The following is a 13,809-nucleotide window of genomic DNA, read 5'->3' on the forward strand; positions in this document are numbered from 1 at the left end:
ACCGCTAGCATCGCGCCATGACCACCACCGGGAGTACACGCCGGCGCGGCAGGCGCCCCGGACCCCGCGACACCCGCGGTGAGATCGTGGCCGCGGCCCGTGAGCTGTTCTCCACCGAGCCCTTCGACCGGGTCTCGCTGCGGGCCGTGGCCAGGCGGGCAGGCGTCGATCCCGCTCTGGTCCACCACTACTTCTCCGGCAAGGCCGAACTGTTTCTGACGGCGACCGTCGACATCTCCGCGGATCCCGAGCAGGTGCTCGGGATGCTCGACGGCATCCCGTCCCAGCGGCACGGCGCGGCCCTGGTGCTCGCCTTCACCGCGGTCTGGGACACCGCGGGCCGGGACGGCCGGTTCACCGAGTTCGCCACCGTCATGCTGTCGAACCCCGACCTCACCAGCGGCGCCAGGGAATTCATCACCACCCAGATCGGGGCTCGGGTGACGGCCCTGGCAGATCCCCGGGAGAGGGAGCTGCGCGCCACCCTCGCACTCAGCCAGATGCTCGGCATGGCGATGATGCGCTACGTCCTCAGAATGGAGCCGGTGGCGTCGATGGAACGCACCCGGCTGGCCGAGGTCTACGGACCGACCTTCCAGCACTATCTCACCGGCCGCCTGTCCGCCTCGGAACGCCTGAATTCATCACCGCCCGCTCAGGAATGATCAGGGCCCGGCCCCTCCCTACGCTGAGCCCCATGACAGATGATCCTGCGGTCCTCATCGACCGGCTGTGCGTGGACCGGGGCGGGCGACCCGTGCTGGACGCTCTCGATCTGGCCCTACCGACCGGAGCGGTGACCGGTCTGCTCGGGCCCTCCGGGGCCGGCAAGTCCACCCTGATCCGCGCGATCGTGGGCGTGCAGAAGGTGCGCTCGGGCTCGGTGACGGTACTCGGGAAGCCGGCCGGTTCACCGGTGCTGCGACGCCGGGTCGGCTACATGACCCAGGCTCCGAGCATCTACGACGACCTCTCCGTCTCCGCGAACCTGCGCTACTTCGCCCGGCTCTTCGGGGCGCCCAGCAGCAGGGTGGCGCAGGTGATCGGGCAGGTGGATCTGGCTGCCGACGCCGGCCGCCCCGCGGGCTCCCTGTCAGGCGGGCAGCGGTCCCGGGTGTCACTGGGCTGCGCCCTGGTGGCCGACCCCGACCTGCTCGTCCTCGACGAACCGACCGTGGGCCTGGACCCGGTGCTGCGGCGCTCCCTCTGGCAGCTCTTCGCAGAACTCGCCGCCGAGGGGCGGACGCTCATCGTCTCCAGCCATGTGATGGACGAGGCCGGCCGTTGCGACGAACTCGTGCTGCTGCGGGACGGCGCGGTCCTGGCCCAGCAGAGCCCTGACGCCCTGCTGGAACAGACCGGTGCCCCGGATGCCGAGGCCGCCTTCCTCACCCTCATCGACCGCGCCGAGCAGGCCGGCGGAACTCACCAGGACGAGGATCGGAGCGCATCATGACCGGAACACTGATCACCGCCGCGCGGGTACTCGGCCAGCTGCGCCACGACCATCGGTCGGTGGCCCTCATCCTGGTGGTGCCGTGCGTCCTCATGGGACTGCTGGCATGGGTCTACCAGGACACCGACACCGCCCTCTTCGACCGCATCGGGCCGGCCCTGCTCGGGGTCTTCCCACTGGTCGTGATGTTCGTGGTGACCAGCGTCTCCACGCTGCGGGAACGTCGTTCCGGCACCCTGGAGAGGCTGTGGACCACGCCGGTCACCAAGGGCGGCTTCGTCGCCGGATACGCCCTGGCGTTCGGTCTGATGTCGGTGATCCAGGCACTGGTCGCGGTCGGCTTCTCGATCTGGGGGTGCGGGCTGGATCTGGCCGGTCCCGCCTGGCAGCTCATCGTCGTGGCGGTCCTGGACGCCGTGCTGGGCACCTGTCTGGGACTGCTGGCATCGGGATTCGCGCGCACCGAGTTCCAGGCGGTGCAGTTCATGCCCGCCGTCATCCTTCCCCAGTTCCTGCTGTGCGGGATGCTGGTGCCCCGCGACCAGATGCCCGACGTGCTGCACGGGATCTCCGACGTCCTGCCGCTTTCCTACGCCGTCGACGCCATGAAGACCCTGGCCACCAGCGCCGATTCCGGTGCCGACGTGGCGCGCGACTGCGTGATCCTGGGCGGGTTCATCGTGCTGGCCGTGATCGGAGGGGCGGCGACGCTGAGGCGCCGGACGGGCTGAGGGACCGGGGACCGGCCTCCGCGCCGTCGTAGGCTGGGCGCGTCCCCGACACACCAGGAGCACCGTGAGCGAGCAGATCTCTCCCGCCGAGGCCCCCACCCGCGTCCGGCCCCCAGCCGCGGGCGATCCGACCCCGGCCGATGATCGGCCGGTCACCGAGATCGGCACCCTGCCTCCGACAGACGTCGTGGACCGTCGCCTGCCGGTCGATCCGGCCACAGGACTGCCACGTCGGGAGAAGCCGGCCACCATCGCCACGATCTGTTACGGGCTGGCGGCCGGGGCCTCGGCGGTGGCTCTGGCGCGGGCCTGGTGGGGAACGATCAACATGCGGACCTTCCATCTCGCCACCAACCTGATGACATGGACCTCTCCGCGCCCCGGCTCCCTGGCGTCGGTGCTGCTGGCCGCCCTCATGATGGTGATCGGCGGGGTGATGGTCGCGATGCCGGGGCTGCTGGCGGTCAACACCTGGTTGGGCCGCGGCTGGGTGCGCTGGGGGGCGATCGGCGGGGTGGCCGCGGCGGCGCTGGCGCTCATCCTCAACCCGCTCGCCTGGCTGGCCGCACCCTTCGTCGTGGCGGGAGGCGTCCTGGTGTGGATGCCGAGCACCGGGCGGTGGTTCGGCCTGTGGCGCCAGGTGCGCTCGACGCCTGAGATCGAGCGCTTCGAGCCTCATCCGGTGCGATACGGTCCCGTCGCGACGCACATGTAGCCGCCGGGACGCCGCCCCCCTCTCCCGCCCCCCCTACCTGTGAGTTCGCTATGCGTCCTGGATATGCAGCGCGTCCTCCCTGACCACTGCGCCATCGTTGGCCGATCGGGTCCTCAGCGCCGGAAGACCAGCGCCTCCCGGGCGTTGTCAGCCATCTCGCGGATCGCCGGATGCTCCCCGGACTCCAGCACCTCGCCCAGCGGCCCGCGGGCCACGATCCGTCCGTCGGCCAGGAAGGCGATCTCGGGGCACAGGTGCCCGATGAGCTCCAGGTCGTGAGAGGCCACCAGAGCGCCGATCTCCAACCGGGCGAACATCCCGGCCAGCATCCGGGCGATCTGCGTGCGGGAATCCGGATCCACCGCCGACAGCGGCTCGTCGAGCACCAGGATCTCCGGGCGGGTGGCCAGGGCCGTCGCCAGGGCGACCCGCTGCTGCTCGCCACCGGACAGGGTGCGCATCGCGCGACCGAGGTACTGCTCGTCGAGCCCGACGGTCGACAGCATCTGTGACGGGCTGACGTCGTGCGGCCGGCCCCCCTTGCGAGCCTCCTTGGAGGCCACCTTGAGACGGTCCTTGACGGTCTCACGGGGGTCGACGATCGTCATCGAGTCCTGGGACATGAACCGGGCCCCGGCCGTGAAGACCTTCGCCGCCCCGAAGCGCAGCCTGTTCACCGGCGTCCCGTTGAAGGTCACCGCTCCCGACCACGGCGCCACAGTGCCCTTGAGCACCCGGATGAGCGTGGTCTTGCCGACCCCCGAGGGTCCGACGAGACCCAGCGGCGCATCCCCGGAGCCGACGGTCAGATCCACCCCGTCGAGCACCTTCTCCCCTTCATATCCGGCGCTCACTGCGGTGGCGACGAGTGTGGATGCGGCGGGTGCTTCGGCGGCCATTTCTCTCCCGGTGACGGCGACCTCTGAACCCTACACACCGCCCCCCGACCGCTCCGGCATCTCACCGCTCCCCGCCGCCTCCTCCAGCTGACCGGCCAGCGCCAGCAGCAGGGTCTCGTCGTTCATCTTTGCGCCGACCGTGATGCCGATGGGCAGTTCGACGCCGTCGATCCGGGCGGTCTGCAGGGGCAGGCTGATGGCCGGTCGGCCGGTGAGGTTCCAGATGCTGCTCCACGGGGTGAATTCGCACTGGGCGTCGAAATCGCCGGCCGGATCGTCATCGTTGCGGATGGCGCCGACCTGCAGTGGCGGCTGGGCCAGCGTGGGGCAGACCACGACGTCGAAGGCGTCCCACATCTCGGCGGTGCGGCGGCTCACCTCCTGGATGCCGTCCACCGCCCGGGCCAGCTCCAGCCCCGTGAATCCGCGGCCGAGTTCCCGCAGCCACCGGGTGAGCGGCCGCAGTTGATCCTCGGCGTCGTCGGGAAGCTGGATGGACGCCGCCCCGACCGCCCACACCACCTTGAAGGAGTCCCACCGCTGTGCGGTGAAGGGCCTGGGGGCGGGTTCGACGTCGTGGCCCAGGTCGGTGAGCAGGCTCACGGTGCGGTTCAGGGCCTCGGCGACCTCTGGATGGACGATCGCCGAATCGCTGATCACGGGCTCGGACAGCACGCCGATGCGCAGCTTCCCGGTGGGGTGGTCGCAGGCCGTCAGGTAGCTGCCCGCCGGCGCGGGGGCCGGGAAGGGGTCGCCCGGCCAGCCGACCGAGAGGATGTCGAGCGCGGCGGCGGTGTCGCGGACCGTGCGTGTCAGCACTCCGGCCGTCCCCAGGCCGGGACCGTCGACGGCGAAGGGCCCGCTGGAGACCCTGCCCCGGCTGGGCTTGAGGCCCACCAGACCGCAGCAGCTCGCCGGGATGCGGATCGATCCGCCGCCGTCGGACCCCTGGGCGACGGGTACCTCACCGGCGGCCACGGATGCGGCGGCGCCGCCCGAGGAGCCGCCGGCCATCCGGGTGGGATCCCACGGGGTGACGGCGGGGTCGCGGCCCTCGGGCTCGGTGTAGCAGGGCAGCCCGAACTCGGGCGTCGAGGTCTTGCCGATCGGCACCGTGCCGGCGTCCTTGAGCCGGGTGACGACGCCGTCGTCCCAGGTGGCCAGATGCCCCCGCAGCGCCGCGGACCCGCCCTCCATCGGCATGCCGTCGGCGGAGTTGAGGTCCTTGATGGGGCAGGGGACGCCGAACAGCGGGCTTGGCTGGAAGTCCGGATCCGCCAACCGGGCCTGAAGCTCCTCGGCGCGGGCCATGGCGCCCTCGTCGTCAATATGCACCCAGGCGCCGAAGGTGTCGGAATGCGCCCGCTCCACGGCGTCGGCGACCGCCTCGGGGACGCTCAACTCCCCCGCGACGATGCGCGCAGACAGGTCAAGGCCGCTCATCGGTTCGATCCCACGCGTCGGCGACATACCGGCCTCCCTGCCCGTCGGCCCGGGCGGGAAGCCCGGCGATGAGGGAAGGGTACGCGCCGGGCGGTGAGCCACCCCGAGATGACGGCTCGGCGCGGATCCGCTAGAGTTTCTCAGGTCGGCAACGACATGCGGGCGTAGCTCAATGGTAGAGCGCCAGCTTCCCAAGCTGGATACGCGGGTTCGATTCCCGTCGCCCGCTCCACATGAGAAATCCCTTGCCAGCACGTGGTTGGTAAGGGATCTTCGGTATCTGCGCAGCTTCAGGAATCCGAGTCCACGCTCAATGCCGGGTCACCTCGCCGGCACCGCGGCTCCCGGCTGAAAGACGGTGCAGTGTCGATCCCAGGGAGGCGAAGAGGATTCCCAGCCCCAGGGGCATGAGAAGGATGTCGAACCCGCCCTGCACCTGCTGGGCGAAATAGAACTCGAACCACAGGACAATACCCGCGCCGAGCACGACGTGGATCCAGGCGAATGCCCCTCGGGTGACGTCATACCGGGGTGCGACGGCTCGCCGCTGCTGATACTGCGCCCGAAGACTGCCCGGACGGCGCGCAACCTTGAAGAACGGAGCGGAACTCAGCACGATTCAAACAGGAGATATGACCAGGGGCGCGACCGGCCCGGAACGTTTTCGATGCTGGAGGTCAGATCATGCAGGATCTGGGGACGGTGGGTCTCATCGGCGTGGGGACGATCGCCACGGCCATGGTCGAGGGGCTGGTCGGTGGCGACGGCGGACCGTCTCGGGTGATCCTGTCGCCGCGAGGAGCCCGCAACGCCGCGGAGCTCTCCGCCCGCCACGAGCGGGTCGAGGTCGCGGCGTCCAACCGGGAGGTCACGCCAGGGGCCGACGTCGTCGTGCTGTCGATGCTGCCCGACCAGCTGCATGACGCCGTCCATGACCTGCGCCTCCACGACGGCCAGATCGTGATCAGCGTGCTGGCCGGCGTCAGCCTGACTGAACTGCGAGACGCCCTCGACACCGACCTTCCGATCGTCCGAACGATCCCGCTGCCGCCGGTGGCGCGGCGCGGCGCCGTCACCGTCATGACCCCGGCTCCGAGCGTCGTCACACAGCTGTTCGACCTGCTGGGCGGTTGCCTCGAAGTAGCCGATGAGGCCCAGCTGTCGGTCTTCTCGGCGATGACGGGGTGCTTCACCGGGCTGCTCGAGTATGTCGCCACGCTGAGCCGCTGGGCCGGCAGCCGGGGAGTCTCCCCCGTTGATGCGGAGCGGTTCATCCGGGACGCCGTGGCCGGTCTGGCGCCCGCGCTCCGCGACCGGGAGACGTCGATGGATCAGCTCATCCGATCCCACGAGACCCCGGGCGGCCTCAATGAGCAGCTGCGTCACGAGTTCTTCGACCAGGGCACCGTCGGCTCCCTGGAATCGGCTCTGGATCACCTGCTGCGCCGCGTCACCGAGTGACCCGCGAGGCGAGCCGATAGGCTCGAGGCAGAGGCCCGGGGCATCACCGTCGTCGCCCGACCTGCACAGAACACAGGGCCTCACCACTCGACTGCGAAGGAGCATCTGCCGTGGACACCAGGACAGAAGAGGATCTGCTGGGGACCCGCGAGGTCCCGAACGACTGCTACTACGGGATCCACACCGTCCGGGCGATGGAGAACTTCCAGATCTCGCGGGGAACCATCAACGACGAGCCAGAGTTCATCCGCGGCATGGTCCAGGTGAAGAAGGCGGCGGCGAGGGCCAACAGGCGGCTGCAGGCGCTGCCCGAGGATATCGCCGACATCATCATCGCGGCCTGCGACGCCATCCTGGAGGACGGTCGCTGCATGGATCAGTTCCCCACCGACGCCTTCCAGGGGGGCGCCGGGACGTCGATCAACATGAACACCAATGAGGTGATCGCCAATCTCGCCCTGGAGCTGCTGGGATACCCCAAGGGCCGCTACGACGTCATCAATCCCAACGACCACGTCAACAAGTCCCAGTCGACCAATGACGCCTACCCCACCGGATTCCGGATCGCCTCCTACTCCCTGGTCCGCGGGCTCATCCTGGCGGTGCACAAGCTCAGCGACTCCCTGCTCAACAAGGGCACCGAGTTCCGGGACGTGCTCAAGATGGGCCGCACCCAGCTCCAGGACGCCGTGCCCATGACCCTGGGCAGGGAGTTCCAGGCGTACGGCCACAACGTCGCCGAGGAGATCCGCCGCCTGGAGGCCAGCGCCGCCCTCCTGGTCGAGGTGAATATGGGCGGCACGGCGATCGGCACCGGTCTCAACACCCCGCCCGGCTACGCCAAGGTGGCCGCCCAGATGCTGGCCGGGGTCACCGGATTCCCGGTCACGACGTCGAACGACCTACTGGAGTCCAGCTACGACAACGGCGCCTATGTGGCCGTCCACTCGTCGATCAAGCGCACCGCCGCGAAGCTCTCGAAGATCTGCAACGACCTGCGGCTGCTGTCCTCGGGCCCGCGCGCCGGCCTCAATGAAATCAACCTGCCGAAACTCCAGGCGGGTTCCTCGATCATGCCCGCGAAGGTGAACCCGGTGATCCCCGAGGTGGTCAACCAGGTGTGCTTCAAGATCTTCGGCAACGACGTCGCGATCTGCTTCGCCGCCGAGGCCGGACAGCTCGAGCTCAACGTCATGGAGCCGGCCCTGTCGCAGTCCCTCATGGAGTCGATCCATCTGCTCACCAACGCCTGCGACACCCTGCGCACCAAGTGCATCCGGGGCATCACGGCCAATCCCGAGCGGACCCGCAACGACGTGATGAACTCCATCGGCATCGTGACCTATCTCAACGACGTCATCGGCCACCACAACGGCGATCTGGTGGGCCGCGAGTGCGAGCGCACCGGGCGCTCGGTGCGCGACGTCGTCATCGACATGGGATTCCTCACCGCCGAGCGGGCGGACGCCATCCTCACCCCGGAGAACTTCCTGAAACCCCACTACTCCGGGCACATCTACGAGGCCGGCGAGGTCGGCCTGCCGATCCCGGAGGAGTGAGCCTGCGCATTTTGCTCGCTCGAGGGCCGATCCAGACATCTTGCCCCAGAGATCGGCGCTCCAGCGAGCAAAATGCGCACCCGATCGCCGGAGGTTCACCACCGCTGGGACCGACTGCGCTCCAGATCCCGCCCGCGCCGTGCGAGCACGCTGTCCGGGCTCGCCGGGGCGCCGTCCCCGGTCCCACGGCCGTGATACTCGGGCACCGGATCGGGCACGAACGTCCTGCCCCGCATCACGATGAGGTCCTTGCGCTCCAGAGCCGCCAGGCCGTCGAGGGGGTTCCCGTCGACCACCAGGAAGTCGGCCTGGTACTCCGGCGCCAGCACTCCGGTGACCCCCGCCAGCCCGATCGCCGCGGCGGCCCGGGATGTGGCCGCGGTGAGGATCTCCGGGCGCGGGATTCCCGCCTCCTCCAGCTGGTACAACCCGAACAGATAGGCATGGGCCGGGATCACCGCGCCGATGTCGTGGCCGGTGACGATCCGCACCCCCCTGCGGTACAGGTCCAGGGCACGGGGGGCGATGGTCTCGCCGGGCACCGGCGGGTAGGACGGCGGTGCGGCGACGTCGACGTAGATCCCGGCCTCGGCGATCCGGTCGGCGAGCGCCGGCTCGAAGCGGGTGGTCCCGTCGTCGGAGATGAAGGTGCCGTGAGCGATGTAGTCGACGCCGGCGTCCACGGCCCGCTCGATCCCCTCGGTGCCGTGGGCGTGGACGGCGACCGGCTTGCCCAGCCGGTGGGCCTCGTCGACCAGCACGCGGATCTCCTCGGTGCTGAACTGGGCGCGCCACTGCGCCGACCCGGGCGTGAAGAAGCCGCCGGTGACCGCCGCCTTGATGACGTCTGTGCCGGCCTTGTGGTGCTCGCGCACCGCGTGGCGGATGTCGTCGAGGGAGTCCACCTCGGCGCCGTCGGCCCAGTCGTGCCCGCCGGTGGTGGTGATCATCGGCCCTGCGGCAACGATCCTCGGCCCGTCGAGCAGCCCCTGGGCCACCGCCTCGCGCACCGCGACGTCGGTGTAGAACCGGGAGCCCAGGGACTGCGCCGAGGTGATGCCCATCGAGCCGAGCTGGCGCAGCACGTGCACCGAGTGCAGGGCGTTCCAGGCCTGGGCGTGCCGGCCGGCATCGGGCACCCGTGGCCCTCCACCGGGGCGCGACCCCAGGTGGGCGTGGGTCTCGACCAGCCCCGGCAGGATCGTGGCGTCCGGGTACTCCTCGATCCGCAGCTGCGCGTACTCGGCCGGCAGGTCGGCTCGTGGACCCACCCACCGGATCTGCTCGGTGTCGAAGACGAGGCAGCCATCGGTCAGTTCCTCGCCGGGTCGCCCGGTGAGGATGCGGCCGGCCGTGACCGCCCTCGCCCCGTCGGCCCTGATCCCACTGACTGCCGCATCACTCGCATGTCCGCTCGCCATCGCGCGATCCTCCTCGGCTGAATCGCCCGGAGTCCGTATCCGGGGTGTGAGCCACGAGCCTGCCATCACCCCGCCCGTCCGGACGCGATAGTCCGGATGGTGATTCGCCGTCTCGTCATCCGGTCGTGTGGCCCCGTGCGGCATCGACTCGGTGGCCGTCGGTTCGGCGCCCCGGGCCGGCATCCGCTCCGTCACGGATCTCGGCGCAGGCATCAGAGACTCCCGAATCCAACACGGGCTCACGCAGGCAGAGCTCGCCCGCAGAGCGGGAATGTCTCGGCCTCAGCGCACCTGGCCAGGAATGCGAACGGTGATCGGCTCCGGCGCCGGGTCGACGGGTTCGAGCAGGCCGTCGGACCGGTGGATGAGGCGGTCGAAGACCACCTCCCGGTGGACTCCGTCATCGCCGGGGATGGCGAATCGGTGATAGGCGATGATCCACTCGTCGGTGCCGGGAAGACGCAGGATCGAGTGGTGCCCGGTGCCGAGGATGTCGCGCTCGTCGACGCGGGAGAGGAGAACGCCGTGGTCCTCCCAGGGACCGAAGGGCCCGGGACCGGTGGCATACCTCACGCAGTAGTCCGCCTCCCTGGTGTCGTTGACCGACCAGGACGCGTAGTAGACGTCGCCGCGCCGGTGGACGAACACCGCCTCCCGGAAATCGGTCGGGATCCAGGACCTCACGGCGTCCGCGTCGAAGGAGACCATGTCCGGGTTGAGCGCGACGGCGTGAACGACGGAATTGCCCCAGTACAGGTAGATCGTCCCGTCGTCATCGGTGAAGACCGACGGATCGATGGTGGGCCCTGCGAACTGTCCGGCCGGGATAAGCGGGCGGCCCAGATCGGTGAAGGGTCCCAGCTGGCCCTCCCCCACCGCGACGCCGATACTGTTCTCGGGGGTGAAGTACAGGACGACACGGCCGTTGCGCTCGACGGCGGCCGTCGACCTGCTCGCCGGTCCTCCATCGTCTCCTCTGCCCGCTGTTCATGACGCAGCCCGTTCCGGAACACTCCCCATTCCGAGCCCCGAATTCTGAACCCCGACGGCTTCTGTATCGTTACACCACTGTATGCGAGGCGTTCGTCCTCACCACGCCGATTCGTACAGCCGTACTTCCTCGTGCAGGCTCCATGACGGTCATCACAGTCCGCGATGACGTCGCGCCCCACCCATGACGGCTTCGGCGGGATCGCCAACGGCCCGGCCGCACGATCCCGGGTCAACCAGAATTCACGCAGCGCCAGAGTTCGCACGCAGCGCCTGAAATTCCTGGCGCTGCGTGCGAACTCTGGCGCTGCGTGCAGGGAGCGCGGATGTGACACAAAGGACCTCGGTCCCAACGCTCTCCGACTCCGTCAGCCCGCCAGAGTCCGGCGCGACATGCCCAGAATCCTCCACCCTCATAGCCCCCGGATGTGCGGGCCTGAGCGGTACGGCGGTTAGATTGAGGCATGGCGGATGACAGGGAACCGGAAGACGAGCCACAGGTCGACACCAACCCCGCGCCGCCGCAAGCGCCGGGATTCTCGGAGGCCGCGAGGACCGGCGGCGCCACCAGCCGCGCGAAGGCGCTCGCCTCCTGGTGGAAGCAGATCCGGATCGCCAGGACTCTTCAGCGCTACGGGATGCGCTACGGCGGGCTGATGGCCTCGGGCATGGCGCTCACCACGATGCTGTCCCTGACCGCCGTCCTCACCGTGGCGATCACCGTCTTCATGGCCGTCCTCGGGGGCAACGCACAGCTCAAGGCGTCCTTCATCGACGCCCTGGATCAGGCCCTTCCCGGGATCCTCAAGACCGGCTCCTCCTCAACGGGACTGCTGGACCCGGACTCCCTGGTGCAGTCCGACGCCTCGTCCATCACCGGGATCATCGCCCTGCTGGTGGCCGCCTGGTCGGCCATCACCCTGGTCGGGAACCTGGCGAAGGCGATCCAGTCGATGTTCGGCATCGTGGCGCTGCCCGGCAACGGCGTCGTCCGGATCCTGCGCAACGCCCTGGGGGCCGTCTGCCTGGGCGTCTGCCTGGTGGCGAGCTCGGGCCTGAGCATCGTGATGAACATCTTCGGGGACTGGCTGAACAGCGCACTGGGCATCAGTCCCGGCATCGGGCGGATCGGCCTGGTGGCCACCGGCCTGGCCATCTCGGCCGTCGCGGACGTCGCGTCGCTGGTGCTGCTGGTGCGCCTCGTCGCCGGCATCCGCGTGCCCCGCAAGGACCTGCGGTGGGGGATGGCGTTCTTCGCCGTCGGATCGGCCCTGCTGCGCCAGCTGGGCACCTCGGCGGTCGGAGCTGTGGACGACGCGCTGCTCGCATCGGCGACGGCCGTCATCACCCTGATCCTCTGGATCAACCTGCTGGTGCGTGTGCTGCTCTACGTCTGCGCCTGGATGGCCAATCCTCCGCAGTCGGTGGCGGTCGGCGACCCCGACGCCGTGCACTTCACCGAACGGCCGAACTTCGTGACGATGAGCCGGCCCGCGACCCTGGACTGGCCGCACAACGCCGTGACCGGCGAGGTGCAGCCGGTGATGGCCGTCCGGCCGGAGGCGCCGGAGAATCAGGACCCGCTGCCCATCTGAGGCCGGCGCCGGGGCCCACTCCGTCCGCACCTCTCCCCTCCAGGTCCGGGCCCGTGGCCCGGTCACCCTCTCCTCCAGGCTCCCCTCCAGGCTTCCCCTCCCCTCCGACCATTTTTCTAGTTGTACTAGAAAAATAGTCTTAGTCGATCTACCATGAACCCATGATCTGGACAGTCGATCCCACGGCGGCCGAACCGCTGTACGCCCAACTGGCGGCTCAGGTCCACGTCGCCCTGAGCCGTGGCGACCTGTCAACCGGCGACCGGCTCCCCTCGGCCAGGGAGCTCGCAGACTCCCTGGATCTCAATATCCACACGGTGCTGCACGCCTTTCAGCAGCTTCGCGACGAGGGAGTCATCGAACTTCGCCGTGGCAGGGGCGCCGTCGTCACCGCGGCCCGCCCCCCAGGCATGGCCGAGGTGAAGACGGCCCTCAGCAGGTACGTCGAGGCCGGGCGAACCGCAGGCCTGCCGGCACAGGCACTCATCACACTTCTCAAGGAAGCGCTTCGATCATGAACACCCGCACCCCGCACTCCACCGATACACGCGAACCCTGGCGTCGCAGGGCCGTCATCACGACGGTCTGGTCCTCGGCGATCGCACTCGCACTGCTCATCGCGTCGACGGTGATCGCCTGGTCATGGCGCGAGGAACTGCCCGATCCGGTGGCCTCGCACTGGAACGGCGGATCGGTCCCGGACGCCGTCTCCGGTCTCGCGGGGTTCCTCGCGACCATGGGCATCACCGGGATCGGATGCCTCGTGCTCTTCGACGCGATCGCCCTGTTCATGGGACGCACCGCCGGCACACTGCGGATGGCCGCCGCCGGGAACGTCTGGATGGCCGGCCTGCTGGCCACCCTCACCGCGGGCTCGCTGGCACCCCAGCGCGGCCTGGCCGACGCCCATCAGGTCGCGCTCCCCGGCTGGCTGCTGCCGCTGGCACTGCTGGCCCCGCTGGTCCCCGCGGTGATCGCCGCGATCCTGGTACCCGCGGACCGGCGTCGGCCCGCCACCACAGCCGTGCCCGCCGGAGCCCCCCGGATACCGCTGGGCGAGGCGGCCCGGGCCGTATGGCTGCGCCGCGTCTCCGGTGGCCCCGGAGCGGCGATCGCGGTGGGCTCGATCCTGCTCATCGTCGTCCTGTCGATCGTGCTGAACACCCCGGGAGTACTCGCGCTCGTGGCGGTACTCGTCCTGGTGCTGGGCGCCATGCTCGCCTTCCAGGTCCGCGTGGACGCCACCGGTCTCACGGCGCGTTCCCTGCTCGGCTGGCCACGAACCCGAATCCGGGCCGATGAGGTCGAACGAGCCTCGGTGATCGACGTCTCCCCGTTCCGCGACTTCGGTGGCTGGGGATGGCGGGTCGGCCACGGAGGACGGACCGGTATCGTGCTGCGCGCCGGCGAGGCGCTGCTGGTCGAGCAGTCGGGCGGCCGGTCCCTGGTGATCACCGTCGACGATGCCGAACAGGGCGCCGCGCTGCTCAACACGATGGCCGCCCGGGCCCGGGATCGACGCTAACCCTCGGCGGAATC

Annotated in this window: 14 protein-coding genes, 1 tRNA gene and 1 pseudogene; 11 read left to right on the top strand and 5 right to left on the bottom strand. The window is 69.7% G+C overall.

From position 1 onward, the window contains the following. Window positions 1–17: 17 nt before the first annotated feature. From JS278_RS13195 to JS278_RS16680, 4 genes are all read left to right on the top strand, one after another. Window positions 18–665, top strand: a complete 648-nt coding sequence (locus JS278_RS13195; protein WP_114045594.1) for a TetR/AcrR family transcriptional regulator — start codon at window positions 18–20, stop codon at window positions 663–665. 32 nt (window positions 666–697) lie between these two features. Then, a complete protein-coding gene (locus JS278_RS13200) occupies window positions 698–1,456 on the top strand; it encodes an ABC transporter ATP-binding protein (protein WP_114045595.1) in 759 nt (252 codons plus the stop codon). Continuing rightward, entirely contained in the window at window positions 1,453–2,187 is a 735-nt protein-coding gene (locus JS278_RS13205; protein WP_114045596.1) for an ABC transporter permease, read from the top strand. The genes JS278_RS13200 and JS278_RS13205 overlap by 4 nt, the downstream gene beginning before the upstream one ends. Before the next feature lie 64 nt (window positions 2,188–2,251). Beyond that, window positions 2,252–2,902 carry a hypothetical protein gene (locus tag JS278_RS16680; protein ID WP_342767023.1) on the top strand — a complete coding sequence of 217 codons (651 nt, stop codon included), beginning with the start codon at window positions 2,252–2,254 and terminating at the stop codon, window positions 2,900–2,902. Between the two features lie 113 nt (window positions 2,903–3,015). On the opposite strand, the gene JS278_RS13215 is transcribed toward JS278_RS16680, so the two are convergent. Beyond that, the gene (locus JS278_RS13215; protein ID WP_114045597.1) at window positions 3,016–3,801 is read right to left on the bottom strand and encodes an ABC transporter ATP-binding protein; all 786 of its coding nucleotides are present in this window, start codon (window positions 3,799–3,801) and stop codon (window positions 3,016–3,018) included. A gap of 30 nt (window positions 3,802–3,831) precedes the next feature. Next, on the bottom strand, window positions 3,832–5,244 hold the full coding sequence (locus JS278_RS13220; protein ID WP_245935116.1) for an amidase: 1,413 nt from the start codon (window positions 5,242–5,244) through the stop codon (window positions 3,832–3,834). Window positions 5,245–5,402: 158 nt separating this feature from the next. On the opposite strand from JS278_RS13220, the gene JS278_RS13225 reads away from it, so the two are divergent. Beyond that, window positions 5,403–5,476: transfer RNA gene (locus tag JS278_RS13225), tRNA-Gly, on the top strand. Window positions 5,477–5,554: 78 nt separating this feature from the next. Here the strand turns inward: JS278_RS13225 and JS278_RS15885 are convergent. Further along, window positions 5,555–5,860, bottom strand: coding sequence for a hypothetical protein (locus JS278_RS15885; protein ID WP_147243216.1), 306 nt, complete (start codon window positions 5,858–5,860; stop codon window positions 5,555–5,557). A 68-nt stretch (window positions 5,861–5,928) separates the two neighbouring features. Between JS278_RS15885 and JS278_RS13230 the strand changes: the two genes are divergently transcribed. Together JS278_RS13230 and aspA are read left to right on the top strand one after the other, a co-directional pair. Then, entirely contained in the window at window positions 5,929–6,705 is a 777-nt protein-coding gene (locus JS278_RS13230; RefSeq protein ID WP_114045599.1) for an NAD(P)-binding domain-containing protein, read from the top strand. A 110-nt stretch (window positions 6,706–6,815) separates the two neighbouring features. Next, window positions 6,816–8,264 (top strand): aspartate ammonia-lyase, encoded by a 1,449-nt coding sequence (gene aspA, locus JS278_RS13235; protein WP_114045600.1) that lies wholly within the window; start codon window positions 6,816–6,818, stop codon window positions 8,262–8,264. 95 nt (window positions 8,265–8,359) lie between these two features. Here the strand turns inward: aspA and JS278_RS13240 are convergent, their stop codons facing one another. Further along, window positions 8,360–9,685: an amidohydrolase family protein gene (locus JS278_RS13240; protein ID WP_181833736.1), complete on the bottom strand. Its 1,326-nt coding sequence runs from the start codon at window positions 9,683–9,685 to the stop codon at window positions 8,360–8,362. A 151-nt stretch (window positions 9,686–9,836) separates the two neighbouring features. Here JS278_RS13240 and JS278_RS16805 point away from each other — a divergent pair. Then, a pseudogene (locus JS278_RS16805) lies at window positions 9,837–9,935 on the top strand (hypothetical protein); the annotation flags it as partial. Between the two features lie 32 nt (window positions 9,936–9,967). Here JS278_RS16805 and JS278_RS13245 read toward each other — a convergent pair. Beyond that, window positions 9,968–10,561, bottom strand: coding sequence for a family 43 glycosylhydrolase (locus JS278_RS13245; protein ID WP_245935117.1), 594 nt, complete (start codon window positions 10,559–10,561; stop codon window positions 9,968–9,970). A 578-nt stretch (window positions 10,562–11,139) separates the two neighbouring features. On the opposite strand from JS278_RS13245, the gene JS278_RS13250 reads away from it, so the two are divergent. From JS278_RS13250 to JS278_RS13260, 3 genes are all read left to right on the top strand, one after another. Then, on the top strand, window positions 11,140–12,270 hold the full coding sequence (locus JS278_RS13250; protein ID WP_114045603.1) for a YihY/virulence factor BrkB family protein: 1,131 nt from the start codon (window positions 11,140–11,142) through the stop codon (window positions 12,268–12,270). A gap of 161 nt (window positions 12,271–12,431) precedes the next feature. Beyond that, on the top strand, window positions 12,432–12,788 hold the full coding sequence (locus tag JS278_RS13255; protein ID WP_114045604.1) for a GntR family transcriptional regulator: 357 nt from the start codon (window positions 12,432–12,434) through the stop codon (window positions 12,786–12,788). Then, the gene (locus JS278_RS13260) at window positions 12,785–13,795 is read left to right on the top strand and encodes a hypothetical protein (protein ID WP_220149977.1); all 1,011 of its coding nucleotides are present in this window, start codon (window positions 12,785–12,787) and stop codon (window positions 13,793–13,795) included. Before JS278_RS13255 ends, JS278_RS13260 begins: the two co-directional genes overlap by 4 nt. Window positions 13,796–13,809: the final 14 nt, after the last annotated feature.

The organism is Acidipropionibacterium virtanenii (genome assembly GCF_003325455.1).
GTDB classification, from domain to species: Bacteria; Actinomycetota; Actinomycetes; order Propionibacteriales; family Propionibacteriaceae; genus Acidipropionibacterium; species Acidipropionibacterium virtanenii.